Source organism: Nitratireductor thuwali (assembly GCF_036621415.1).
In the GTDB taxonomy this organism is placed as follows: Bacteria; Pseudomonadota; Alphaproteobacteria; order Rhizobiales; family Rhizobiaceae; genus Chelativorans; species Chelativorans thuwali.
Map to the genome: position 1 here is coordinate 1,323,806 of NZ_CP030941.1, position 23,881 is coordinate 1,347,686.

Below are 23,881 nucleotides of genomic sequence, written 5' to 3' on the forward strand. Positions count from 1 at the left end.
TGAATGATAGAGACCGCCGTCCTCGCCGCCTTTCTCGCCTTCTGCCGGATCGGCGCCTGCTTCATGTTTCTGCCGGGCCTGGGAAGTGCGCGCGTGCCGCCGCAGATAAGGCTCTTCGTGGCCGTCGCCGCCTCGTTGGCGCTCCTGATGCATCTTTGGGAGGTCATCGCGCCGCACGTGACGCGCCAGCCGGGTCCGCTGCTGCTTCTCGTTGGCTCGGAGCTGCTGATCGGCTCGCTGATCGGCCTGGTCGCCCGCTATTACGTGCTCTCCCTGCAATTCATCGGTTCGGCAATTGCCATGATGATCGGCTTCGGCATGGCCGGCGGCGGCCCCGCCATTGAGGAGCAGGAGCCCCAGCCGGCGATTGCCGTGCTGATATCCTTCTCGGCGCTCATGCTGCTCTTCGTCCTGAACTTCCACCACGCAATCATCGGCGCCCTGGTCGGCTCCTACCGCCTCGCCCCCGTCAATGCGCTGTTCGATCCGCAATCCGCGCTGGTCGATCTCACCGATACGCTTTCGGAAGCGTTCATGGTCATGATCAGGCTCGGCAGCCCCTTCGTCGCCTATGGCATTCTGGTCAATCTGGCCATCGGCTTCATCAACAAGCTCACGCCCCAGATACCGATCTACTTCATCTCCCTGCCGTTTGTGATCGCCGGCGGTCTGCTGCTTCTCTACATCGCCATCGGCACGTTCCTCAGCCTGTTCGCCGACGGCTTCTTTCCCGTCACGGTGGGGCGGTAGGCATGGCGCGCGATAGAAGAAGACGTCTGGCCCGCCTCGTCACCCTGCAGGAAAGGCTCAAGGAACTCCACGAGGCCCGCCGCGCCGGCCATCTGCGCGAGGCGGCGGCGGCCGAAGAAGAGATGCGGGAGCTTGCGCGCCGCTTCGACGAGCCGGAATCCCTTTCAAGCCTTTTTCCGGAACTTTACCACGCCCGCATCGCCCGCGCCTCGGCGCGCGTGGACGCCAACCGGCTGGAGGCGGAAGCGGAAGCCCGAAACGTGGCGGCCAGCGACGCCCGCGCCACCGTCGCCAGCCGCGCCCACGGCGAAGCCGCGCGAAAGGACGAGCGCGAGACGGAAGAAAAAGGCATGCTGGAAATGCTCCAGCATCGCATCAGGTTCTGAAAAACCGCGGCGCAAGCCTGCCGCAAGCTTGTCCTGAGATAGTCGGTGCAACGAGATCAGAAAGGGTTCCCGTGGCCGTTTCACTCCCCGGCGACATCGTGCTGGACGTTGCTCGCGCGGCCGACCCGCAAAAGGTCGCTGCGGCGCGGGCCAAGCTGCAGGCGCCCTCCGGCGGCGCTACGCCGGCCGCCGCGTTCCAGGTCGCGGTGGATGCCCGCCCCGCCCCGCGGACGACGGCGCACGCGGGCGTGCCCGAGCACTTCGTGCAGTTCGAATCCATGGTGCTGCAGAACTTCCTGACGACCATGCTGCCGGAGGACAATGCGACCGTGTTCGGCAAGGGCCTGTCAGGCGAGATGTGGCGCACGATGCTGGCTCAACAGATCGGCGAAGCGATGGCCCGCCAAGGCGGTATAGGCATCGCCGAGCGCGTGCTGGGCGACCATCTTCTCGAGGACGGCAAGAAGGCCCCGATAGCTGGCGTCACGGCGGGCCCGGCGGCCAAAGAGGCCGCCGAAAATTCCGCCCTTTCCACGGCGATGATCGAGCAACTGGAACGAACGATGGCGAAGTCCCTCGCCGACGACGACGAGACATAAACCCGCGGCGGCATCAGCCCCGCGAACGGTAAAGCAAGTGACGTCTGCCATGTATGACATGACCACTATCACGACCGCCGCTCCCGCAACCGACGATCAGCGCGCGCCCCTGCAGGCGGCGAGCCTGCTGGCGCTCATCGAACGTATTGCCGAAAACGTGGACGCTGAGACCGAGGCGCTGCGGGACGATCCGAAGTTCGACCTGAAGAGTTCCAACGTGCGAAAAAGCCGTCACCTCTACGAGCTTGGCCGGGCTTTCAAGAACGTGAACCGCGACGAGCTCGGCCCCCAGCACCATGAAGCCATGGCCATTCTGCGCACCAGGCTGCAACGCAACGAGGCTGCCATAAAGGCCCATCTGAGCGCGGTGAGCGAAATAGCTTCGATTATCCAGGACGTGATCGAGCGGGCCCAGGCGGACGGCACTTATTCCGCCAACGCCTTCGGTTCGGGCTGACATCGATGCTGAAATTCGTCCTCGTCGCCATATGGATCAGCGGAGCCACACTGGGCTCCGTCTTCTATTCTTTCCAGCTTGCCCAGGCACGCAAGAACGCGGAGCCCCTGCCCGCCTTTTTCGGCGGGCTCGACTATGTGCGCAGCGGCGTGATTTCCGTGCCGGTGGTCAAGGATGGGGGAGTCGGCGGCTATTTCCTGACGCGTCTGGTGTACACAGTCGAGCCAGAAAAGATGAAGGCCTTGACGCTGCCGGCCGACGTTCTGATGGTCGATCAGCTCCACGCCTATCTCTACGCCAATCCGCAGGTCGATTTTTCGGACAAGGAGACACTGGATCTCGACGCATTCAGAAACGGCGTGCGCGACAGCATAAATGCCCGCGTGGGCGAAAAGCTCGTGCACGACGTCATGATCGAGCAGATCGACTACCTGTCCAAATCCGACATCCGCGACAACGCCATCCGCCGCCGCATCGGCCCCGGCGAATGAGCCGGCAGCCGCCGTACATGTAAGCCTATGCGGCAAACCTGTTCATAAACATCGCATTTACGCCATATTCTGACGGCAACAGCCTCCATATATCGATTCCGAATTCGATTGTTTCAGACCGCAGCGCGCAACTTGGCGCTTGCGGGGTCTTTTCAGTTTAAAGGCGCGTTTGGCGCCTATTTTAGCGATAGGGTATTTTCAGTTGACCAATCATACGCGAGAGGCCGTTCATCCGCCCCGCCCGCAAGAGCCTGAAACCAATTCCCGATCATCGGCCAGGAAGATGGCAGGACGGAGCAGGACGCGGACCATGCACCGTGTTGCAGCGCGGGAGCGCATGGGGATATGTGTGTGGACCGCACCTTGCTGCCTTGCATGACGTCCATTCTCGATCACAAGCTGCGCAGGGCCCAGCTTCTGGTGTTTCAGGATTTCGCCGGAACTTTCTCCAAGCTCAGGCTGCGTCCGGCCGAATTCTCGGTGCTTGCCATGATCGCCAAGCATCCGGGGCAGAAGCAGACCACGATTGCCGAGGGCCTCGGCATCAAGCGCGCGAATTTCGTGGCGCTGATGGACAGCCTGGAGAGGCGCGGCCTGGCCGAGCGCCGCAAGGGCGAGCATGATCGCCGTTCGCACTCGCTTCATCTTACCGAAGAGGGCACCCGGTTCGTCGAAGGCATGGCTCAGCTCTGGTCAGAGCACGAGGATCGCCTCGTGGCCAGGCTGGGCGGCGTGGAAAACCGGGAGCGTTTGATCGCGCTTCTCGACAAGCTCCTGTGCGGCGCGGCGCCGCTCGCCGACGATCCGGACCAGCCCCAAGCACATTGACGTAAACGTAATCCAACTGCTATTCCGTCGCATTCCGCCCGGGATGTTCCGGCGCGGATGCTGGATGTCAGTGATCCCCTGAACATTATAGGAGTTGTCGATGGGAATGGACGAGATTGCCGCGAAAATACAGGAGCGTGTTTCGGGCACCGATTTCAACAACTCTGTGAAGTTCGATTGCGGGGGCGACGGTGCCATCGTGATCGACGGCGACAAGGCGGCGGTCTCGGATGCAGCGGCCGACTGCATCATCAGCCTGTCGAAAGAAGATCTGGAATCGCTTGTGGCCGGCGACCTTGACCCGACCTCAGCCTTCATGCAGGGCAAGCTCAAGGTCGATGGCGACATGTCAGTCGCCATGCAGTTGAGCCAGGTTCTCTGATACTCCCGCAATGCAAAGCGGCTTCCCGGTGGGCAGACGCTTTGCCTATGCGGCGAGGCGCTTCCGCCGGAGCTTGCGTCCGGCGGCCCTCAGCGTCCCGGCCTCGCCCTCCAGCGCGCCGTTCACAAGTTCGAGCGCCAGAAAGCGCTCGCGCTCATAGGGTCCGGGCATGGAGAGCCGGCCGGTGATCTCGGCCGAAAAGCCAAAGCGGGAATAGTAGGGGGCATCGCCCACCAGCAGGATGGCTCTGTGGCCCAGACGGCGAGCCTCTTCGACGGCCCGCTCCATCAGCATATGGCCGATACCCGCGCCCTTCATCGAAGGCTCCACCGCAAGCGGGCCAAGAAGGAGCGCCCTGCTGCCTTCGGCACCGATGCGCACATCCCACAGCCGCACGGTGCCCACCAGAGCGCCGCTGCCGTCGTGAGCGGCGAAGGCCAGGCCGGGCGAAGGCAGCCGCCCCCGGCGCAGCTTCTCGGACGACTTCTTCCTACGCTTCGGCCCCATGGCGCGATCGAGCAGCGCCTCGCGCGCGACAGCGTCACGGGCTGCTTCCTGCGCGATGTTGACTTCGGCCGCGCACCGGCCGGGATTGACGGCTGCATGAACCATCGGCCCGTTCCCCGAGATGAAGCGTTGAGATCGCTGGCGGCATGAATGCCGCCGGCAGGTTCCCTGTCAGATCACGTAGGCCTTCAAGGGCTCAAAGCCGTTGAAGGCGACCGAAGCATAAGTGGTCGTATAGGCACCCGTGCCTTCGATCAGGACCTCGTCGCCGATTGTCAGCGCCAGCGGCAGCGGATACGGCGTCTTCTCATAGAGCACATCGGCCGAATCGCAGGTCGGCCCGGCAAGGACGCAAGGAGCCGTCTCACCGCCGTCGCGCGGCGTGACGAACGGGTAGCGGATAGCCTCGTCCATCGTCTCGGCCAGCCCGCCGAACTTGCCGATGTCGAGATAGACCCAGCGTACATTGTCGTTTTCCGCCTTGCGGGAGATCAGCACGACCTCCGACTTGATGACGCCGGCGTTCCCGACCATGCCCCGGCCCGGCTCGATGATCGTCTCGGGGATACGGTTGCCGAAATGCTTGCGCAGCGCCGAGAAGATGGCCTGGCCATAAGCCTGTGCCGCCGGCACGTCGCGCAGGTAGCGCGTCGGGAAGCCGCCGCCCATATTGACCATCTTCAGCGTGATGCCCTCCTCGGCCAGCGTGCCGAACACCCACTGCGCGTCGGCCAGGGCGCGATCCCAGGCATCGAGATCCGTCTGCTGCGAACCGACATGGAAGGATACGCCGTGGGCGTCGAGACCGAGGGACTTGGCGTGGCGCAGCACGTCGACGGCCATCGCCGGCGCACAGCCGAACTTGCGGGACAGCGGCCATTCCGCGCCCGCGCCATCCGTCAGGACGCGGCAGAAAACGCGTGCGCCGGGCGCCCGGCGGGCAATCTTGTCGACCTCTTCCACGCAATCGACGGCGAACAGGCGGATGCCGAGTTCGTGGGCCCGGGCCACGTCCCGCTCCTTCTTGATCGTATTGCCATAGGAGATGCGGGCGGGGGCGGCCCCCGCGTCGAGCGCCATTTCGATCTCGGCGACGGAGGCCGTGTCGAAGGACGAGCCAAGCGAAGCCAGGAGGCGCAGGATTTCCGGCGCGGGATTGGCCTTCACGGCGTAGAATATCCGTGAATCCGGCAGGGCCTTTTCGAAGGCAAGATAGTTGTCGCGCACGACGTCGAGGTCGACGACGAGGCACGGCCCGTCCGGGCGTCGGGTGGCGAGGAAATCAAGGATGCGCTGCGTTGCCATTGGGGTCTCTCCATCGGCGGCTGGGCCATGTCTGTGGCCACCAGACGCCCCGTTCGAAGCTCAAGCTCTGCGCAACCTTCCGGCCACGCGGTGGACAAAGGAGCGCGGATGAGCGCCAGCCATGGACCGGAGGGTGGAAGTCACCAGGCCAGGTTGCGTATCACGCGCGACGTTGAGCGCACGCCTGTTACGGCGAATGCTCGCTTTGTCTGCCTCAGCTTTGGATAGGGAAACCCGCTCCGCACTGCCGGCAATGAAGGTGTGCCTCTTCAGTAACCCCGGTTTTTGGACAACCGGCAGACACCAGAAAGGCCCGCACCGTCGTTGCTTCAAGATGTCCTCGATCTTTCGGTTGGCCGTAAGATCGACTGGAGCGGTTAGGTCCAGGTACCGTACCGGTTTCCTCGCCATTTCGAGGCCCGGCGGACACCCACAGGCACGTGCGACTTTGGGCAAGCGCGATATAGGCGCGTCGGCTGTCACAATCAACGAAAAATCACGGACTTCTTGAAAAAAATCTCGCAAGCGCCGATGGTCCCCTCGAACGAGCGCATGGAGAAATGATGACGTCGACCCGGGACCCGCTGAACGCCTTCCTTGACTATCCGGATGTCCCGGTGCCCAACGCCCAGAACGGTCCGCTGCGCGGCCTTGGCCTCGGCGTGAAGGACATATACGACGTTGCCGGTCTTCCGACCGGCGGCGGCAATCCACGCCGGGAAAAGATCGTCGGCGTTGCCGCCAGCACCGCCCCCGCAATCGACGCCCTGCTCGACGCCGGCGCCCGGTTCATCGGCAAGACCCAGACCGACGAGCTCACCTATTCGATGATCGGCATGAACGCCCACTTTCCCGCACCCGTCAATCCGCGTGCGCCCGACCGCGTCACCGGCGGCTCGTCGTCGGGATCTGCCGCAGCCGTGGCCGGCGGGCTAGCCGACATCGCCGCCGGCTCCGACACAAACGGCTCCATAAGAGCCCCGGCCTCCTTTTGCGGGCTGATCGGCCTTCGTACCACCCACGGCCGCATCCCGCTCGAAGGCGCGATGCCGCTATCGCCTTCCTTCGACACCTTCGGCTGGTTCGCGCGCGACGCCAGGACCTATGCCGCTGTCGGCGAGGTGCTTTTGGGTGAAGACACGCACGAGGTCGAGTTGTTCCGGCCCGTCCGCATCCGCGAGATCGAAGCACTACTGTTCGGAGAGGAAGAGCGCAGCGCCTATGTCCAGCTCCTTGGCCATGTGCTCGACCATTTCGAGCGCGACGCCGTCTATCTCGGCCTGCCGGGCGACACGGCCGAGCTCTTCGAACGTTTCAAGGAGGTCCAGGCTTTCGAAGCATGGCAGGTGCATGGGGAGTTCCTGTCCAGCAACGACGCCGGTCTCGGTCCGGGCGTGAAGGAGCGGTTCGCCTACGCACGGTCGGTGACCGAGGGCAGGGCCGAGGCAGCGCGCCAGCGTCAGCGGGATTTCAAGGCCGACATGGCCGCGCTCATGGATGGCGACATGATCGTCGTCATGCCTTCCCAGCCCTCGGCGGCGCCCCTGAAGATCGCGACGCAGGACGAGCTGGAGAAATATCGCGCAAAGGCGCTTACGATGACGTCCATTGCCGGCCTGCTCGGCTACCCGCAGATCACGCTGCCGCTGGGCGAGGTCCACGGCGCGCCCTTCGGGATATCCCTGATGGGACCGGCCGGCAGCGACCGGCAGCTTGTCCTGCTCGCCCAGGCGATCCTTTCGGCGACAGGCTCGCGCTGATGGACACGCTGACGCGCATGCGCGCTTTCGTCGACGTCGTTGAGGCCGAGGGTTTCTCGGCCGCCGCGCGCAAGGTGGGCCGGTCGAAGGCGCTGCTTTCCAAATATGTGCGCGAACTGGAGGACGAGCTGGGTGCGCTCCTTCTCAACCGCACCACGCGCAAATTCTCCCTGACCGAAACCGGCCATACCTATTACAGGCGGGTGACGGAGATCCTCCGCGAGATCGACAGCCTTTCCGAAACGGTGCGCGATTCGGCCGGCGACATCAAAGGGCGGATCAAGCTGTCGGCGCCGCGCACCTTCGCCGACGCGCCGATCGGCCAGTCGCTCATCGACTTCGCCGCCGCTCATCCGGAGATCACGCTCGACATTCACCTCGACGACCGTTTCGTCGATCTGGTCGAGGAGGGTTTCGATCTGGCGATCCGCATCACCAAGCTCGAGGATTCCTCGCTGATCGCCCGCCGGCTGGCGCCCTTTTCCGTGCCGCTTTGCGTGTCGCCGGCGCTGATCGACAAGAACGGCGTGCCGCAGGATCCGCGCGCCCTGCAGCATCTGCCGTGCATCATCGACACCAACAGCCGCTATCGTCACAACTGGATATTCCGGGACAAGGATGGGGCGCAGTTCACGGTGCCGGTGAACGGCCGCATGGAGGTCAACAGCCCGCTTGCGGTGCGTTCGGCGGCGGTGGCTGGCCTGGGATTTGCGTTCCTGCCCGACTTCATCGCCGCTCCGGAGCTCGAGTCCGGGCGCCTGCAGCGGGTGCTCGACGATTGGCTCACCGACGGCGCCGGCATCTTTGCCATATATCCCCACCGCCGGTATCTGCCGGGAAAGGTCCGCGCGCTGGTCGACTATCTTGCCCGGTGGCTGAAGGAGAACTGTCCTGGCTGATAAATGTTCTGCGGTCCAAATTCTGCCTGCTTCGTGTTAGAGCAAGGGCCTTGCGCAAATCGATGGGGCAATCGCTGATGAATCGTGGAAATGCCGGCATTTTGGCGATGCTTGCCGCCGCATTGCTTGCCGCATCGGGCGGCACCTCGCTCGCGCATCCGCATGTGTTTGCCGAAGCCAGGCTGGATGTGGCCGTCAACGACGACGGCGAGGTTCAGGCCCTGCGGCATCTGTGGCGTTTTGACGATCTCTTTTCGAGTACCGTTCTGGTGGAGTTCGACGCCAACCAGGATCTGAAGCTCGATGCGGACGAGCTGGCCCAGGTCGCCGACACCGTGTTCCAGTCACTGGCGGAGTTCGACTATTTCCAAATCGTCACTGCCGATGGGCGGGACGTCGCGATGTCCGTTCCCGAGCGGATGGTCGCCGACTTCACCGACAACCAACTCATCATTCTGTTCGAGTCCCGGCCGAAGGAGCCGCTGCCCCTGCAAGGCAAGCTCAATTTCGGCGTCTACGACCCCACCTTCTACACCGCGATCGATTTCGTCGAGGATGAGTACATGGCGGTCGAGAACATGCCCGGCTACTGCGAACGGCAGGTCGTGCGGCCGGACGCCGATGAAGCCATAGCCCAGAACCAGCAAACCCTGACGGAAGCCTTCTTCAACGACCCGACCGGCAATGATCTCAGCAAAATCTTCGCGACGAAGCTGCAAATCTCCTGCACGGCCAATGGCTGACCGCCCTGCAACATGGCGGCGCGCGGCGACCGGCCTCGCCATGGCCGGACTGGCTTCGGTGATCCTGTCCTCGCCTGCCCTGGCGCAAAGCTCCCTGGGCATCGGCGCTGCCGAACCGTCCTTCGCGCCGACCGGCCCTCTCGCCGGCTTGCTGCAATGGATCAACGTCCAGCAACAGAGCTTCTACCGCGCCTTGACCGGGGCATTGAAGGGGATGCGCGAGGACGGATCGGGCCTGTGGATGCTCATCGGCCTTTCCTTTGCCTACGGCGTCTTCCACGCTGCCGGCCCCGGCCACGGAAAGGCGGTCATCTCGTCCTACATGGTTGCCAATGAGGTAGCTTTGCGCCGGGGCATCGTCCTGTCCTTCGCCGCGGCCGCGCTCCAGGCCTTGTCCGCGATCGTGCTGATGTCGACGGTGTTCCTGGCGCTGCGCGGCACCGCGATCTCGATGACCGATGCGGCGTCCTTTCTCGAAACGGCCAGCTTCGCCCTCGTCGCCGCATTCGGCGCCTGGCTGCTCTGGCGCAAGGTCACGCCGCTGATCCGGCCCCGCGCCGCCGCGCACAGCCTTTCGGCGGCAAGCGTGGACCATCAGGTCCACGACCATCATCACCATCATGATCATGACCACCACCATCGCCCTGACCACGCTGAGGCAGAAGCCTGCCCATCATGCGGGCACAGCCATGCGCCAGATCCAAAGGTGCTGTCGCACGGCCGCCTCGACTGGAAGACGGCCTGGTCGGCGGTTGCCGCCGTGGGAATCCGCCCCTGCTCAGGGGCGCTGATCGTGCTGACCTTTTCCTTCCTCAACGCGCTCTGGCTGGGTGGCATCATCTCGGTACTGGCGATGGCGCTCGGCACGGCGATCACCGTTTCCACGCTCGCCATCCTGGCGGTGACCGCCAAGAACTGGGCGGTCGCGCTCGCCGGCGAAGGAAGAATGGGCAATCGCATCCATGCGACCATCGAGATTGCCGGCGCGCTGGTCGTATTCCTGCTCGGCCTCGCGCTTCTCGCGGCCAGCCTGGCCTAGATCAGCCCACCGTTTCACGGAAACGCGAACTGTCCTAATCCTCTTCCCGCCCGCGGCGGCGCTGCCAGCGCGCGCGGGCCCAGAAGATCAGGAAGAACAGCGCCACGAAGGCCGCCGCGACCATGCCCGCAGCCAAGGTGGAGAACTCGCCCACGGCAAGCATTATCCGAGGCAGCAAGAACGCGACGATCCCGAATCCGACCAGGATAACGGCCGCGGCTATGGCCGCTTCGCGATTGTCTTTCATGCGCTCGTCAAATCCTTCCGGAACTGCGCCAGCGGTTTCAACTGTCGGCCCTTGGCATCGAAGTTTTCCGGCGACAGCCACGCCGCATAGGCCTGTCCGATCGCCGGCCATTCGTGGTCGAGCATGCCATACCAGGCCGTGTCCCGGTTCTTGCCCTTCACCACCATATGCTGGCGGAAGAGACCTTCATAGTGGAACCCGAAACGTTCGGCCGCCCGCTTCGATGGTTCGTTCAGATCGTTGCATTTCCACTCGAAGCGGCGATAGCCTAGCGTCTCGAAGAGGAGTTGCGCGGACAAATACACCGCTTCCGTGGCAAGGCGCGTGCGGGCAACGCCGGGACCCCAATAGATGCTGCCGATCTCCGCTACGCCGTGGGCCGGATCGATGCGCATCAGCGCCTGCCGTCCGCCGACCTTGCCGCTCGTCCGATCGATGACCGCGAAAAACAGGGGATCAGTGCTGGCTGCCGCATTCTCCAGCCATGACTGAAAGCCTTCGCGGCTGGTCGGCGGTTCTTCGAACAGCCAGCGGAATCGCTCGTCGGCATCCGCCACGTGGCAGGCTTCGTACAAGCCGTCCCCGTGGGCCTGCGGATCGAGCGGCTCGAGCCGTACATAACGGCCTTCCAGAGCACTGCGCTGCGGTGCCTGGCGCGCCGTCCATGTCGACAGATCCTGCATCATCCACCCGTTCCTCATTTGACGTTTTCAGCGCCAAGCGTCACAAAAGCGCCGGCAAGGCAACAGAACCAGATGGAAATCGAAGATGCTCCACACAAATCCCGCTTTTGACCGCATCGGGGAGGAGAACGCATTCGCTGTTCTGGCGAGAGCGACCGCGCTTGCCCATCAAGGGCGGGACATCATCAATCTGGGCATCGGGCAGCCCGACTTTCACACACCCGAGCACATCGTGGAAGCCGCCATAAAGGCGCTGCGGGACGGACATCACGGCTACACGCCGGCAACCGGCATCCTGCCCGCCCGGGAAGCGGTGAGCCGTCGCACACTGCTTACGACCGGAGTGGAGGTCTCGCCCGACAACATCATGATCCTGCCTGGCGGAAAGCCCACCATGTATGCCGCCATCGTCATGTTCGGCGAGCCGGGCGCGGAAATCCTCTACCCCGACCCCGGCTTTCCGATCTATCGCTCGATGATCGAGTTCACCGGGGCAAAGCCGGTGCCCGTTCCCATCCGCGAGGAGAATGGTTTCGCCTTCTCCGCCGATGAGACGCTGTCTCTCGTCACGCCGAAGACGCGCCTGCTGATCCTCAACTCCCCTGCCAACCCCACAGGCGGCATCACTCCGCGCGAGGAGATCGAGAAGCTGGTTGCGGGGCTGGCAAGGTACCCCGATGTCGCCATCATGTCCGACGAGATCTACGAGGTCATGACCTATGATGGCGAGGAGGCGACCTCGCTTCTGAAGTTCCCCGAAATCCGCGACCGGCTGATCGTTCTCAACGGATGGTCCAAGACCTGGGCCATGACCGGCTGGCGGCTCGGCTGGTCCATCTGGCCGGATCAGCTTTACGACAAGGTTCGCAAGCTGGCCGTGAATTGCTGGTCCTGCGTCAATGCGCCCGCACAGTTTGCCGGCATTGCCGCCATCGACGGGCCGCAGGACGAGGTCGACAAGATGATGCGCGCCTTCGATGCCCGACGGAAGCTGGTCGTGGAAGGCCTGAATGGGCTGGAGGGCATCTCCTGCCGCACCCCCAAAGGCGCCTTCTATGCCTTCCCGAACATCAGTCGAACGGGCTGGAAGGCCAAGAAGCTCGCTTCCGCGCTGTTGGAGGAAGCAGGCGTCGCCCTCATCGGCGGTCCTGATTTCGGCATCCTCGGCGAAGGTTATATCCGTCTTTCCTACGCCAACTCGGAGGAGAACATCCTTCGCGCCATCAGCCGCATGGCGGAGTTCTTGTCCGAGGCCGGAGAGGCTAGAGGAGCGGAAAGAACCAGCTGATAGCGAGCACGCTGGCCCCGCCCACCACGATATTCATGGGCACGCCCACCTTGAGGAAGTCGGCGAAGCGGTAGTCGCCGGCGCCATAGACGAGGGTGTTGGTCTGGTAGCCGATAGGCGTTGCGAAGCTCGCGCTCGCACCGAACATTACCGCCACGACGAAGGGGCGCGGATCGACGCCGAGCTGCCCCGCCAACCCGATGACGAGCGGCGTGAGCAGCACGGCGATCGCATTGTTCGTCACGAGTTCCGTGAGCACCGAGGTAAGCATGTAGACGGCGAACAACGCCACCAGCGGCGACATGTCTGTAAGCCACGGCGCCGTCAGCGCGACCAGCAGCTCAATGCTGCCGGCATTCTGCAGGCCGATGCCAACCACCAGCATCGCGAAGATCAGCACGAGGATTGAGCCCTCGACAGAATCCCAGGCCTCGTCGGCGTCAATGCACCGCAACACCAGGATGCCCGCCACGGCCATCAGGGCGAGCGTGCCGATATCCCAGACGTTCCACGCCGCAAGCAGGACCACCGCGACAAGGGCCAGCACGGCGATCGGTGCCTTGCGCCGGCGAAAAGCACGGCCGCTCGGCCGCGATACGGAGACGAGGTCTGCCTCCTCCGCCAGCGCATCGAAGCTGGCCGAAGGGCCCTCGAGCAGCAGCTTGTCGGCCGGCCGCAGCCGCACATTGTCGAGATCGGGTCCCGGGATGTGCCGGTGACGGTGGGCCCCCAGCACGCGCACACCGAAACGGCGGCCCAACGTGAGATCGGCGATGCGCTGGCCGACGCTCGATTTGTGCGGGGCGACGATCACCTCGACCACCACGGTCTCGCCCCTTCCCTCTGGCCCGCGGCGCAGTCCCACGCGCAATTCCGGCTCGTCGTTGAGGGTCAAGAGCTCGGACGTCGTCGACATGACCAGGAGCGTATCGCCTTTCTCCAGAACCTGCGCCTCGAACCCGGTGCGCCGCAATTCGCCGCCGGTGCGCACGCCGATGATCCTGAGGCCGGGGCGGTGGAACTCGGTGATCTCGCGAAGCGGCAGGCGTGTGAATTTGCCCTCCTTGCGGATGGTAACCTCGGACAGGAACTCCGTCTCGCCCTCGCGGGTCTCCTCCCCCGCAGCGCCCCGGTCGGGCAGCAGGTGGCGGCCGATCAGCAGCATCGTCGCCAGCCCCGTGGCTGCAGCGATGGCTCCCACCGGCGTAATTTCGAAGATCGAGAAGGGCTCGAGCCCATTCTGCCGTGCCACGCCGTCGACCAGCAGATTGGTGGACGTGCCGATCAGCGTCAGCGTTCCGCCGAGGACGGAGGCATAGGACAGCGGGATGAGAAAACGCGTAGGCGCGACTTCCAGCACCCGCGCCAGCCTGATCACGATGGGGATGAGAATGAGCACCACCGGCGTGTTGTTCATGAAGGCGGAGGCGACGATCGTGGCGGCAATGAAAATGGCGCCGGCGATGAGCGGCCGGCTTTCCGCCCGGCCGATGATGGCCTCCGCAACCGCCTCCAGTACGCCTGTCCGAACGAGCGCGCCGGACAGGATGAACATGGCCGCAATGGTGATGGGGGCGGGATTGGAAAAGACGTCCATCGCCTCTGCCGGCGCCACCAGGCCGAGCAGCATGAAGAGCGCCGCTCCCCCGACGGCCGTCACCTCTGGCGGGTATATCTCCAAGATGAAGAAGACCAGCATCAGCCCCAGGACCAGCAAACCGATCTGGGCCTCATATCCGCTGACGAGACTTTCCATAAGGGGAACCCCGGCACTGAAGCTGCGCCATGAACGTTGCGCCAGCCAGCCTAAATGGCGGCCGGCATCAAAGGTTCCGCAATCTGTGAAAACGGGTGGGGCGGCACTGGGGCCGCCCCTTCGAACCGTGCTTGGGAGGAGGAAAGCCGATCCGACCTCTACAGAATCCTCCCAAATGCTTAAAGATTGGTTAACGAACTCTTAACATTTCGAACCATCTTGGCGCGCTTTCTTTCTCCGACACTACCTGGACATGATCTCCGGCCCCATCAGGCTGTAGGGCAGCCAGGTGGAAAGGACCGGCATGTAGGTCACCAGGATCAGGAAGGCGAAGAGCACGGCCACGAAAGGCAGCGCCGCCTTGACCACCTGCAACAGGCTCATGCCGGTTATTCCCGACGTGACAAACAGGTTGAGCCCGATCGGCGGCGTTATCATGCCGATCTCCATGTTCACCACCATGATGATGCCAAGGTGCACCGGATCGACGCCGAGTTCCATGGCGATGGGGAACACCACCGGCGCAACGATCAGCAGCAGGCCCGAAGGCTCCATGAACTGGCCACCGAGCAGGAGCAGCAGGTTGATGGCGATCAGGAACGTGAACCAGTTGAAGCCCGCGCCCACCATCAGATCCGTGATCGTCTGCGGTATCCGCTCCGATGTCAGCACATGGGCAAACAGCAGCGCATTGACGATGATGAACATCAGCATCACCGTCGTGCGCGCCGCATCCACCATCACCTTGCGGGTATCATCGTTGAAGAAGGCGCGGAAGAAGTTGCGCCCCATCAGCGAAAGGTTCCGGCGCCAGATCGGCAGGCTCGCAATCAGATATCCCGGGATGTTCCATGGATTTGACTCGCGATCCCGCCACAGCGCGTAGGCCACCATGATCGCGAGCGACAGCGCCACGCCCAGCAAAGTGCGGCCGCGCAGTGTCACCCCCGGCCAGTCGGCGGCGGCGAAGAATGTCAGGATCATCCAGACGAAGAAGAAGGCGACGGCGTAGACGGTGGCGGAAAAGCCGACCCGGGCACGCTTGGGATCGTCCGCGCGCAGCCATTTCTCGCCCTTCATCGGCCCCATGTCGCGGTAGACGAAGAGGGCCACGCCGAAAGCGTAGACGGCCGCCACCGATGCCGCTTCCGTTGGCGTGAACACACCGCCATAGATGCCGCCGAGGATGATGATGATGAGAAACAGGCCCCAGCCGGCTTCCTTGCCGCCTTCCAGAATCTCGCCGAAACCCTTCCATTCCTCGGCCGGCAGGTTCTTGACGCGTGCCATCACATAAATGGCGATCATCAGCATCAGGCCGGCCACGATGCCCGGGATCACACCGGCCAGAAACATGCGCCCGACCGATACGTCGGTCGCTGCCGCATAGACCACCATGACGATGGATGGCGGGATGAGAATGCCGAGCGTGCCGGCATTGGCGATGATGCCAGCGGAAAATTCCTTGGTGTAGCCCACCTGCCGCATGCCGGCGATGGCGATCGTGCCGATGGCCACCACGGTTGCCGGCGACGAGCCGGAGAGTGCCGCGAACATCATGCAGGCAAGGACAGAGGCCATGGCGAGGCCGCCCTTGAAATGGCCGACGGAAGCAATGGCGAAGCGGATGATACGTCGCGCCACCCCGCCCGTAGACATGAATGCGGAAGCCAGGACGAAAAACGGAATGGCCAGCAGCGTGTAGTTCTGGGAGGCCGTGAACAGTTGCAGCGCCACCGACGAAACGGAATCGTTGGAGAAGAACGTGATGATGATGAGCGACGACAGGCCTAGCGAGACGGCCACCGGCACGCCGAGGAACAGCAGCGACAGGACCAGGACGAAGAGGATAAGCGATACCATCCGGGCTACTCCTTCAGCGCGTCGCGGTTTTCGCTCACGAGGTCTTCAGCCTCGTGGCCAGCGATGATGAGTTCCCGCTCACCCCGATAGATGGCGATGATGCCTTGAAGCGACCTGAAGGCCAGAAGCGCCAGCCCCACGGGCAGCATGAGATAGGCCACCCAGCGCTGCACCCTGTCCTGCAGCCCGAAAGTCTCCTGCATCCACATGGGGTAGCGCAGATCGTCGAGACCGGTGCCTCTGTCGAACATGAAGGTCCAGTAGCCGATCGCGCCGGTCTGGCGCCAATTGGTGGAAACGTCGGCACCCAGCAAGGCAAGCCAGCCCGCATAAAGCAGGATGAAGGCATAGAGGAAGGTGCACAATGCGCCGAAGATGGCGACGATGCGGAAGGCGGGCTTCGGCATCAGCCGCACAAAGGCGTCGACACCGAGATGGATGCCGTTCTTCACGCCGTAGCTCATGCCGAACAGGATCAGCCAGGCAAAGGCGATGCGCGTGAACTCGAGCGCGCCTTGCCAGCCGCTGTTGAAACCGTAACGCGCGACCACCTGGGTGAAGGACACGAAGGTGATGGCGGCGAGAAGAAGTGAAAGAACGTTTTCTTCCAGGCGGCCGACGGCAGCCGGATAGCGTCTTTCGGCGAAGAAAAGTACGGCCACCAACGCGATCAGCGCCAGCGACGGCCAAAGCAGTTCCATGTCGATTGCCTCCCACGAGCGAAATAGCCGCGCCGTTCCCCGGATCGATCTGGCGCGTCATCTTCCGTGCCCGTGCGTCCGCCTGGACGCACGGCAATGCTGTTATTCGCTACCTGACACACCGGCGTTCCAGATATCAGTCCCGGTTTCCGCGATGCGTTCAACGCACCCGCCGAAGCGGGTGCGTTCCTGACCGTCAGGAGCCGGTGTTGGCTGCCGCCTGGATGAGATCGGCGCCGATGTCGCTTTCGAACTGCTCCCACACGGGCTTCATCGTGGACAGCCATTCCTCACGCTGCTCCGGCGTCAGCTCGCGGATTTCACCGCCGGCATCGAGGATGTTCTGGCGGCAGGCTGCTTCCTTGTTGGCAACGTCGGCATTGGCCTCGACCGTCACCTCGCCGACAATCGTCAGGAACTGGTCGCGCACCTCCGGCTCGAGGCCCTCAAGCCACTCGGTGGAGGTTACGAGCAGATAGGACAGGAGCTGATGGTTGGTTTCGGTTATGCCGTCCTGAACCTCGAAGAATTTTTGGGTGTAGATGTTGCACCAGGAGTTCTCCTGCCCGTCGACGACACCCGTCTGCAGCGCACTGTAGACCTCGTTGAAGGCCAGCTTCTGCGCGGAAGCGCCCATGGCCTCGATCATCGCCACGGCCACGTCCGACGTCTGCACGCGGAACTTCAGACCGGCCGCATCGCTGGGCACCTCGAGGGGCTTGTTTGCCGAGAACTGCTTGAGACCGGACATCCAGTAACCGAGCCCCGTATAGCCCTCGTCCTCCATGACCGTGAGCAGTTCCTTGCCGTTGTCCGACTGGATGAAGGTGTTGACCGCATCCAGCGAAGGGAAAAGGAAAGGCAGGTCGAAAAGCCGGTACTTGAGGGTGTATGCCTCGAACTTCGCCAATGACGGCGCCGCCAGTTGGACATCGCCCAGAAGCAGCGCTTCCATCACCTTGTCATCGTCGTATAGCGTGGAGTTTGGAAAGACCTCCATACAGGCGGTTCCGTTCATCTCCTCATTGATGCGGTTGGCAAGGAGGACGGCGGCTTCTCCCTTGGGGTGCCCCTTTTCGGCCACCACGTGGCTGAACTTGATGACCATCTCGCCATCATCGCAATTAGCGGAGGCTGCCGAAGTGCCGATTGCCAGCATTCCGGCGGCCGTGAGCATGAGTCCGAGTTTTTTCATGGTGTTTACTCCTCCACATTGTCTTCTGCGGACGTCGCCCGCAGCAGCGGCGAAAGGAAGCGAGCTGCCGCCCTGTTGCAACAGCTTCGGGTCGGCCGGCAGTGCTTTTTTCCCCCACCTTCGGGAAAACGGGTGGAAATGGTAACATTCACCTTCCCGTGCTGTACCCCAATAGTAACAGCTATCCAGCGGAGCGGAAGCTGGACCGGTCCATCCCGTGCTTCTGCATCTTTTCGTAGAGCGTCTTGCGGCTTATGCGCAGCGCCTCGTAGGTCGGCTTCAGCCGCCCGCCATTGGCTTCCAGCTCGGCCGCGATCACCTGGCGCTCGAACGCCATGACGCGCTCGGGAAGCCCGCCGACATCGGCCGCTATCGTCGCCTCGTCCTGCCCGTCGAGCCCCAGCACGAAGCGCTCCGCCGCATTGCGCAACTCGCGGACATTTCCTGGCCATTCCCTCATCGCGAGCTTCATCAGCAGCGCCGACCCCGGCTTGCGGACCTCGACGCGATAGCGCGCGGCCGCATCCTGGGACAGCAACGCGAAGAGCGCGGCGATATCGTCGCGGCGGCGGGAAAGAGGCGGCATGTGCAACGTCATCACGTTGAGCCGGTACAGGAGGTCGCCGCGGAAGGCTCCGTTGGCGGCCGCGCTTTCCAGATCGACCTTGGAGGCGGCGATGAAACGGGCGTTGAGGGGGATGGCGTCGTGCGAGCCGAGCCGCGTCACGGTGCGGTCCTGGACGACGCGGAGGAGCTTGGCCTGCACGTCGAGCGGCATCGCGTCGATCTCGTCGAGGAACACAGTGCCGTTGCGCGCGTGCTCGAACTTACCGAAACGCGCCCGCGTTGCGCCCGAAAACGCCCCGACCTCATAGCCGAATAGCTCCTGGTCGATCATGCCCGTCGGCAGCGCGGCGCAATTGATGGTGACGAAGGGCCTGTCGCCGTCCCCGCTGAGGTCGTGGATGGCGCGTGCGGCAATTTCCTTGCCGGTGCCGGTATCGCCGATGATCAGCACATCCGACGGTGTCTGCGCGACGGCACGAATCCGGTTCCGCAGTTCGATCATGATTGGCGTTCGGCCGGCAAGACGAGCTTCCAGATTGTCCCAGCGGCTGGCCACCTTGTCGCGCAGCTTGCGGTTTTCCAGCGTGAGCTGGCGCTTCTCCACCGCGCGCACGATGGAATCGACGAAGCGCTCGGTGGCGAAGGGCTTTTCGATGAAATCATAAGCCCCGGTGCGCATCGCATCGACGGCCAGATCAATGTCGCCATGGCCCGTCACCAGGATGACGGGAAGGTCCGGATCGATCTCCAGCGCCTTGCGCATCAACTCCATGCCGTCGGAGCCCGGCATGCGGATATCCGTCACCAGAACGCCGGCGAAATTGCGCGAAAGGACGGGTAGCGCTTCCGTCGCCGAGGCCGCGGTGCGCACCGGCACATTGGCAAGTTCCAGAAGCTGCGTCGCAGCCCTCCTGATGTCGGCATCGTCGTCGACGAAAAGAACTTCGAAACCATCGGTCATTGAGCTGCCTCGCTGGCCTCAAGCGCGCTTTCGAGCTCAACCGTGAACACGGCTCCCTCGTCATGATTTGCGGCCGTCAACCGGCCGCCGAAATCCTTGACGATGTTGTAGGAGATCGAAAGTCCCATCCCCATGCCCTTGCCCACCTCCTTGGTCGTGAAAAAGGGGTCGAACATACTGGCCGCCGCCTCCGGCGCAATGCCGGAGCCGTGGTCGTGCACGGCCACCAGCGTCCGGTGGCCCCGGCGGCGCACCGACACCTCGATGAGGGGATCGGCAATACCCTCCATCGCATCGAGCGCGTTGGAGAACAGGTTCACGAAGACCTGCTGCAGGCGCACCGGCCCGCCGCGCACACGGACATCGCCCTCCGGCATGTCGAGCTCGACCCGTGCGCCCGTCTCGCGCAGCCGCGCGCCCAGCACGGCCATCGCATCCTCGATGACCTTTGCAATCGAGGCATTGCCAAATGTCGGGTTGGGTTTGCGGGCGAAGTTTCTAAGGTGGCGGGATATGTCGGCCATCCGGTCGGTCAGCTCCGATATCCGGCGGATATTGTCGCGCGCCTCCTTGCCCCGGCCCAGCTCCAGATATTTGAGTGCGTTGTCGGCATAGGACTTGGTCGCCGCCAAAGGCTGGTTGAACTCGTGCGACAGCGAAACCGACATCTGCCCGAGCGCCGCCAGCTTGCCCGTCTGCACGAGTTCCGACTGCGTGCGACGCAGCTGCTCCTCCGCCTGCCGGCGCTCATGCACCTCCCGTTTCAGCGTCTCGTTGGACTGGCTGAGCGCGCGCGTGCGATCGCGCACGACCCGTTCGAGCCGCAACGATACGGCCCGGTCGCGCCGCCCCCTCAGCGTCACGACGTATTGGCGATTGATCAGCGCCTGGACGCCGAGCCCGGCAAGCAGCACCAGTCCACCGGTGATCGCGCCCCAGAGCAGTCGTGCGATGTCCGCTGGAGCCGTGCCGGACAGGACGTGCAGCTCCCAATCCAGCAAGGGCAGGAACCGGCTCGCGTCGAGATGCGCCCGCCATCCCTCGCCTGTCTCGTAAAGGAGCGCGCCGCTGCCCGCCCGTATGATCTCCGGCTCGGGGCGCAGCCGCCATCTGGCACGGTTGGAAAGGAAGATGCGTCCGTTCTCGGCGACCACATAGATCGGATCGGCCGAAAGCGACCATGTCGCCTCCAAGCGGTCCAGGCTGACGAAGACGGCGACGATGGCAACGACGGCGGTATCCGGCCCCCTGATGCCGCTGGTGAAGACATAGGCGCGCTGGCCATGATCAAAGGTGAAGGCCTCACGGCCGAGCTGGCCGAACTTCGCCGCCCGCACGAGCGGCGACGACGGGTCGAGCCGGCTGTCGTCGAACAGGCTGAGGCCGGAGGCGACAGGCTCTCCGTCGGTTGTGAAGAACACCACGTCCAGCGCGCTCGACAGCCCGGCCGCCTGCACGGCGATCCGCCATGCCGCCTGCCTGTCGATCTGCTGGCCCGGTTCGGAAAACAGCGCCCGGACGTCCCCGCGCCGGCTCAGCGTTCCCGCCAGAAGCCGGTGCTTGTCGAGCACGCCCGAGAGCGCTTCGGCCTGCACGGCAAGCGTCTCGCGGGCCGAGGCGCGCAAATTGGCCTCCACCACACCGCCGGCATAGGAGGCTGCGAAATAGGCAGCGGCGCAGGCCGCTCCCAAGGTCGCGGTCAGGTTCAGGAAGCCGTATCGGCGATACCTGCGCGCCAGGGCTCCTCCGCTTGGCATCTCAGTTCCCATCTTGTTTTGAGCCCGTTATAACACGCGCCGTGCCGGCAGGAAGGGCGGGTCCGGTCGGATATGGCGGCTACCGCCCCGGGCGTACGCGCTCCACCGAGACCGCCTTCACCAGCGCCACGATCTCCTGCCCCGGAGACAGTGCCAGCATCCGCGCAGAGCGGCTGGTGATGCGCGCGAAGATCGTCTGGCCCTCGAAATCCATCGCCACATCGGCGATCGCCCCCCGGCTCTCCACTCCGATAATCCGGCATGGAAGCTGGTTGCGTATGGACAGCCCTTTATGGCGGCTGGTGGCAAGCACCACCTCACCGGCGTCAATGCGCAGCCGCACGCGGTCCCCGGGGAGCATATGCGCGCCCGAGAGCTCGATGGTCGAGGAGCCGACGGTCAACTCGACCGTTTCGTCATCCTCGCGGACGGCAGCTACGCTGCCATCGATCAGCGACACGGGCGCGTCGCTGGAGCGGGCATAAGATGCCCCGGCGCCACCGAGGACATCGGCCGGCGTGCCGGTCTGGATGATCAGGCCGTCCTCGATCACCACGACGTGGTCGGCAAGCCGCATCACCTCCTCGGGCTCATGGCTGACATAGATGACGGGCATCAGCGCCTCGCCGGCAACCGCTTCGAGATAGGGAAGGATCTCGCCGCGCCGCTGGCGATCGAGCGAAGACAATGGCTCGTCCATCAGCAGGATTTCCGGCTCGGCCAGAAGCGCCCGGCCGATCGCCACCCGTTGCCGCTCGCCGCCCGACAGAGTTCCGGGAAAGCGGTCGAGCAGCGTTTCGAGACCGAGAAGCGCGACGATTTCTTCAAACCGCCGCGTTGCCCGCCGCCGGCCAGCCCATCGCGCATAGGTGAGATTGCGCTGCACCGACAGATGCGGGAACAGCCGCCCATCCTGGAAGACGAACCCGGCATTGCGCGACTGGGGCGAAAGGTCGATTCCGCGTGCGGCGTCAAAGAGCACCCGGCCGCCCGCAACGATGCGCCCCGCCTCTGGGCGCAGGGTGCCGGCGATCATCTTGAGGATGGTCGTCTTGCCCGCTCCGGAGCGCCCGAACAAGGCGGTCACGCCCGGCCCGGCTCCAAATGCCGCGCGAATGGCGAACCGGCCGGCGCTGCCGGTCACGTCGACTTCGAGCTTGCTCATGGGCCGGCCCGGCCCCTCAGCCGCCGCGCCACCCACTCCGAAGCCAGCACGGCCGCCAGCGCAATCAGCACGGAGGCCAGGATCAGCCGCAGCGCTGCCGCGTCCCCGGCGGGCGTCTGCAGCAATGAATAGATCGCCAGCGAGAGGGTCTGCGTCTCGCCGGGAATATTGGACACGAAGGTGATGGTCGCGCCGAACTCGCCCAGCGCCTTGGCGAACCCAAGGGTCGCGCCCGCCATTACGCCCGGCAGCGTCAGAGGCAGCGTGACCGTGGCGAATATCATCAAACGCGAGGCCCCCAGCGTGGCGCCCGCCTCTTCCAAGCCACGGTCGACGGCTTCCAGCGACAGCCGGATCGGGCGCACGAGAAGCGGAAATGCCATGAGGCCGGCCGCCAGCGCCGCACCCGTCCACCGGAATGCAAAACTGAAGCCGAAGCCGGCTTCAAGCAGGCGCCCGACCGGACCGCGCGAGCCGAACAGGACGAGCAGCCCGTAGCCGGTCACCACCGGCGGCAGCACCAGTGGAAGGGTAACCAATGCTTGAAGCAGGCTTTTTCCCGGAAATTCCCGGCGCGCCAGCAGCCAGGCGGCAAGAAAGGCCAGCGGCAAGGCGAACAGGATGGCCGTCAGCGCCACCTTGGCCGACAGGAGGATGATCGAGGTTTCCACCTCACTCATGGACCTGGCCTTTCGCGGCCGGCGCGAACCCGTAGCGGGCGAAGATAGCCTGGCCTTCGGCTCCCGAGAGAAAATCGAGAAAACCCTCGGCGGCGGCCGCAGCCTTGCCCGTCGCGGCTGCCGGGTAGACGATCGGCGGGTGGCAGTCCGCGGCGAACGTATGGACACGCGCCAGATCGTCACTCACGGCCTTCTGGTCCGATCCGTAGACGATTGCCGCCGTCACCTCGCCCCGGCGCGCGAACTCCAGCGCGACCCGGACATTCTCGGCGAACACGGCATCATTCCTCAGCGTCTCCCAAAGCCCAAGGCATTCGAGGGCGGCTTTTGCATATATGCCGGCCGGCACATGGCCGGGATCGCCCATGACGAAGCGGCCCCGCCCCAAAAGCACGCGCGGATCGGCCATCTTCGGCATCGGACCCGCCGTCACGATCACCAGCTCGTTGCCGGCGATGTCGCGCCGGCTGGGCGCGCGCAGGAAGCCTGCTTCTTCAAGCCGGTCCATCCAATCCTGATTGGCCGAGATGAAGACGTCCGCCGGCGCGCCCGCTTCTATCTGGCGGGCCAGCACCGAGCTCGCCGCGAAGGAGACGACGATTTCGGCATCGCCCGTCCGCTCGTACGCTTCGGCAGCGGCGTCTATCGCCTCCTTCATGCTGGCGGCGGCGAAAACGGTGATCCTGTCGGCCGCGAAGCCGGCGGGCGCTGCGGCCAGCATGGAAAACATTGCCATGACGACGGCAAGCGGCTTCCTCATCACATCCTCCATGGGCCGTCCGGCGCGACCGGGCCTTGCGGACCCGAAGCCGGATGTCGGCGGGTACGAAACCGGGTGTGATGGTAGCCGGCAGCTACATCCGCGCACCGGA

Annotated in this window: 25 protein-coding genes; 12 read left to right on the forward strand and 13 right to left on the reverse strand. The window is 64.2% G+C overall.

Annotated features, from left to right (window positions below):
• Nucleotides 1–3 precede the first annotated feature (3 nt).
• The 7 genes from fliR to NTH_RS06340 all read left to right on the forward strand — a co-directional run bounded on the left by fliR (nucleotide 4) and on the right by NTH_RS06340 (nucleotide 3,893).
• Entirely contained in the window at nucleotides 4–750 is a 747-nt protein-coding gene (fliR, locus tag NTH_RS06310) for a flagellar biosynthetic protein FliR (protein WP_338529232.1), read from the forward strand.
• Between the two features lie 2 nt (nucleotides 751–752).
• Nucleotides 753–1,136: a hypothetical protein gene (locus NTH_RS06315; RefSeq protein ID WP_338529233.1), complete on the forward strand. Its 384-nt coding sequence runs from the start codon at nucleotides 753–755 to the stop codon at nucleotides 1,134–1,136.
• 71 nt (nucleotides 1,137–1,207) lie between these two features.
• Nucleotides 1,208–1,735: a rod-binding protein gene (locus NTH_RS06320; RefSeq protein ID WP_338529234.1), complete on the forward strand. Its 528-nt coding sequence runs from the start codon at nucleotides 1,208–1,210 to the stop codon at nucleotides 1,733–1,735.
• A gap of 49 nt (nucleotides 1,736–1,784) precedes the next feature.
• Entirely contained in the window at nucleotides 1,785–2,192 is a 408-nt protein-coding gene (locus NTH_RS06325) for a hypothetical protein (protein WP_338529235.1), read from the forward strand.
• Between the two features lie 5 nt (nucleotides 2,193–2,197).
• Nucleotides 2,198–2,683 (forward strand): hypothetical protein, encoded by a 486-nt coding sequence (locus tag NTH_RS06330; RefSeq protein WP_338529236.1) that lies wholly within the window; start codon nucleotides 2,198–2,200, stop codon nucleotides 2,681–2,683.
• 351 nt (nucleotides 2,684–3,034) lie between these two features.
• On the forward strand, nucleotides 3,035–3,511 hold the full coding sequence (locus NTH_RS06335) for a MarR family winged helix-turn-helix transcriptional regulator (RefSeq protein ID WP_338529237.1): 477 nt from the start codon (nucleotides 3,035–3,037) through the stop codon (nucleotides 3,509–3,511).
• A gap of 100 nt (nucleotides 3,512–3,611) precedes the next feature.
• On the forward strand, nucleotides 3,612–3,893 hold the full coding sequence (locus NTH_RS06340) for an SCP2 sterol-binding domain-containing protein (protein ID WP_338529238.1): 282 nt from the start codon (nucleotides 3,612–3,614) through the stop codon (nucleotides 3,891–3,893).
• A gap of 45 nt (nucleotides 3,894–3,938) precedes the next feature.
• Here NTH_RS06340 and NTH_RS06345 read toward each other — a convergent pair whose 3' ends face one another.
• Nucleotides 3,939–4,505 carry a GNAT family N-acetyltransferase gene (locus tag NTH_RS06345; protein ID WP_338529239.1) on the reverse strand — a complete coding sequence of 189 codons (567 nt, stop codon included), beginning with the start codon at nucleotides 4,503–4,505 and terminating at the stop codon, nucleotides 3,939–3,941.
• A gap of 66 nt (nucleotides 4,506–4,571) precedes the next feature.
• Nucleotides 4,572–5,705 (reverse strand): ornithine/lysine decarboxylase, encoded by a 1,134-nt coding sequence (gene odc2 / locus NTH_RS06350; RefSeq protein WP_338529240.1) that lies wholly within the window; start codon nucleotides 5,703–5,705, stop codon nucleotides 4,572–4,574.
• Between the two features lie 563 nt (nucleotides 5,706–6,268).
• Between odc2 and NTH_RS06355 the strand changes: the two genes are divergently transcribed.
• The 4 genes from NTH_RS06355 to NTH_RS06370 all read left to right on the forward strand — a co-directional run bounded on the left by NTH_RS06355 (nucleotide 6,269) and on the right by NTH_RS06370 (nucleotide 10,146).
• The gene (locus NTH_RS06355) at nucleotides 6,269–7,465 is read left to right on the forward strand and encodes an amidase (protein WP_338529241.1); all 1,197 of its coding nucleotides are present in this window, start codon (nucleotides 6,269–6,271) and stop codon (nucleotides 7,463–7,465) included.
• Nucleotides 7,465–8,364 carry a LysR family transcriptional regulator gene (locus tag NTH_RS06360; protein ID WP_338529242.1) on the forward strand — a complete coding sequence of 300 codons (900 nt, stop codon included), beginning with the start codon at nucleotides 7,465–7,467 and terminating at the stop codon, nucleotides 8,362–8,364. Before NTH_RS06355 ends, NTH_RS06360 begins: the two co-directional genes overlap by 1 nt.
• Before the next feature lie 77 nt (nucleotides 8,365–8,441).
• The gene (locus tag NTH_RS06365; RefSeq protein WP_422392357.1) at nucleotides 8,442–9,107 is read left to right on the forward strand and encodes a DUF1007 family protein; all 666 of its coding nucleotides are present in this window, start codon (nucleotides 8,442–8,444) and stop codon (nucleotides 9,105–9,107) included.
• Nucleotides 9,100–10,146, forward strand: coding sequence for a nickel/cobalt transporter (locus tag NTH_RS06370; protein ID WP_422392358.1), 1,047 nt, complete (start codon nucleotides 9,100–9,102; stop codon nucleotides 10,144–10,146). Before NTH_RS06365 ends, NTH_RS06370 begins: the two co-directional genes overlap by 8 nt.
• Before the next feature lie 34 nt (nucleotides 10,147–10,180).
• On the opposite strand, the gene NTH_RS06375 is transcribed toward NTH_RS06370, so the two are convergent.
• On the reverse strand, nucleotides 10,181–10,393 hold the full coding sequence (locus NTH_RS06375; RefSeq protein WP_338529243.1) for a hypothetical protein: 213 nt from the start codon (nucleotides 10,391–10,393) through the stop codon (nucleotides 10,181–10,183).
• Complete coding sequence (locus tag NTH_RS06380; RefSeq protein ID WP_338531822.1) at nucleotides 10,390–11,076, reverse strand: GNAT family protein; 687 nt, start codon at nucleotides 11,074–11,076, stop codon at nucleotides 10,390–10,392. The genes NTH_RS06375 and NTH_RS06380 overlap by 4 nt, the downstream gene beginning before the upstream one ends.
• 85 nt (nucleotides 11,077–11,161) lie before the next feature.
• Here NTH_RS06380 and NTH_RS06385 point away from each other — a divergent pair, with 85 nt between their 5' ends.
• Nucleotides 11,162–12,364 carry a pyridoxal phosphate-dependent aminotransferase gene (locus NTH_RS06385; protein ID WP_338529244.1) on the forward strand — a complete coding sequence of 401 codons (1,203 nt, stop codon included), beginning with the start codon at nucleotides 11,162–11,164 and terminating at the stop codon, nucleotides 12,362–12,364.
• On the opposite strand, the gene NTH_RS06390 is transcribed toward NTH_RS06385, so the two are convergent.
• The 9 genes from NTH_RS06390 to modA all read right to left on the reverse strand — a co-directional run bounded on the left by NTH_RS06390 (nucleotide 12,339) and on the right by modA (nucleotide 23,769).
• Nucleotides 12,339–14,120 (reverse strand): SLC13 family permease, encoded by a 1,782-nt coding sequence (locus NTH_RS06390; protein ID WP_338529245.1) that lies wholly within the window; start codon nucleotides 14,118–14,120, stop codon nucleotides 12,339–12,341. The two genes, NTH_RS06385 and NTH_RS06390, sit on opposite strands and share 26 nt — an antisense overlap.
• 243 nt (nucleotides 14,121–14,363) lie before the next feature.
• Nucleotides 14,364–15,983: a TRAP transporter large permease gene (locus NTH_RS06395; protein WP_338529246.1), complete on the reverse strand. Its 1,620-nt coding sequence runs from the start codon at nucleotides 15,981–15,983 to the stop codon at nucleotides 14,364–14,366.
• Nucleotides 15,984–15,988: 5 nt separating this feature from the next.
• Entirely contained in the window at nucleotides 15,989–16,684 is a 696-nt protein-coding gene (locus NTH_RS06400; RefSeq protein WP_338529247.1) for a TRAP transporter small permease, read from the reverse strand.
• Nucleotides 16,685–16,880: 196 nt separating this feature from the next.
• The gene (locus NTH_RS06405; RefSeq protein WP_338529248.1) at nucleotides 16,881–17,879 is read right to left on the reverse strand and encodes a DctP family TRAP transporter solute-binding subunit; all 999 of its coding nucleotides are present in this window, start codon (nucleotides 17,877–17,879) and stop codon (nucleotides 16,881–16,883) included.
• Between the two features lie 181 nt (nucleotides 17,880–18,060).
• Entirely contained in the window at nucleotides 18,061–19,407 is a 1,347-nt protein-coding gene (locus tag NTH_RS06410; protein WP_338529249.1) for a sigma-54-dependent transcriptional regulator, read from the reverse strand.
• Complete coding sequence (locus NTH_RS06415; RefSeq protein WP_338529250.1) at nucleotides 19,404–21,164, reverse strand: sensor histidine kinase; 1,761 nt, start codon at nucleotides 21,162–21,164, stop codon at nucleotides 19,404–19,406. The genes NTH_RS06410 and NTH_RS06415 overlap by 4 nt, the downstream gene beginning before the upstream one ends.
• Before the next feature lie 79 nt (nucleotides 21,165–21,243).
• Nucleotides 21,244–22,329 carry a molybdenum ABC transporter ATP-binding protein gene (gene modC / locus NTH_RS06420; protein WP_338529251.1) on the reverse strand — a complete coding sequence of 362 codons (1,086 nt, stop codon included), beginning with the start codon at nucleotides 22,327–22,329 and terminating at the stop codon, nucleotides 21,244–21,246.
• On the reverse strand, nucleotides 22,326–23,009 hold the full coding sequence (modB, locus tag NTH_RS06425; protein ID WP_338529252.1) for a molybdate ABC transporter permease subunit: 684 nt from the start codon (nucleotides 23,007–23,009) through the stop codon (nucleotides 22,326–22,328). The genes modC and modB overlap by 4 nt, the downstream gene beginning before the upstream one ends.
• Complete coding sequence (gene modA / locus NTH_RS06430) at nucleotides 23,002–23,769, reverse strand: molybdate ABC transporter substrate-binding protein (RefSeq protein ID WP_338529253.1); 768 nt, start codon at nucleotides 23,767–23,769, stop codon at nucleotides 23,002–23,004. Before modA ends, modB begins: the two co-directional genes overlap by 8 nt.
• Nucleotides 23,770–23,881: the final 112 nt, after the last annotated feature.